Consider the following 609-nt stretch of genomic DNA (forward strand, 5'->3'; position numbering starts at 1 on the left):
GAGCTGACGCCGTGTCGGCCAGGGCCAGGGCCGGGGTGTCGGTGCGGCCGTACAGGGCGTCCAGGGCGGCCAGGGCGGCGGTGGCGGTGCGGTCGGCGTAGGCGTCCGGCAGGGCCGTGCCGAGGCGCGTGTCGGCCCCGCCGAGTCCCTTGGCCAGTCGCCAGGCTGCCTTCTCCGACCGGTTCCGGGTTCGCTCGTTCGGGTGGTGCTGGGCGCGGGCGTGGTGCCACTCGATCCGGCGCAGCGTGGTGCCGACCTGGCGGTCCGCCTCGGCGTCAACGCCGGTGCGAGCGACGACGATCGAGCGGGCCAGGAACCCGGCGAGCTCGGCGGCCACGGTCATGGCCAGGGGGGTGGTCGCGTAGATGACGGCGGTGCGGCCGTCCGGCGCAACCACCGCGCCGGTCACCGACCCGGCCACCGGCACGAGCCACAGGCCGAGGCGGAGGCCGAGCGGGTAGGGCCGGGAGATCAGGGTGAGGCCGATGAGGGTGAGGCCGAGAACCGCGGTCGCGCCCTCTCCGGCGGCGACGACGCCGAGGGCCGTGCCGGGTCCGAACGCGGTCTTCATGTTCCGGTACGTGCCGTACGCGCCGACCGTGCCGACGG

1 pseudogene is annotated in these 609 nt (G+C 76.0%); it reads right to left on the reverse strand.

Going from position 1 to position 609, the window contains the following annotated elements:
- Window positions 1–571, reverse strand: a pseudogene (locus ACLWS4_RS37280) (conjugal transfer protein); the annotation flags it as partial.
- Window positions 572–609 lie beyond the last annotated feature (38 nt).

The sequence above is a fragment of the Kitasatospora sp. SC0581 genome (genome assembly GCF_048159585.1).
In the GTDB taxonomy this organism is placed as follows: Bacteria; Actinomycetota; Actinomycetes; order Streptomycetales; family Streptomycetaceae; genus Kitasatospora.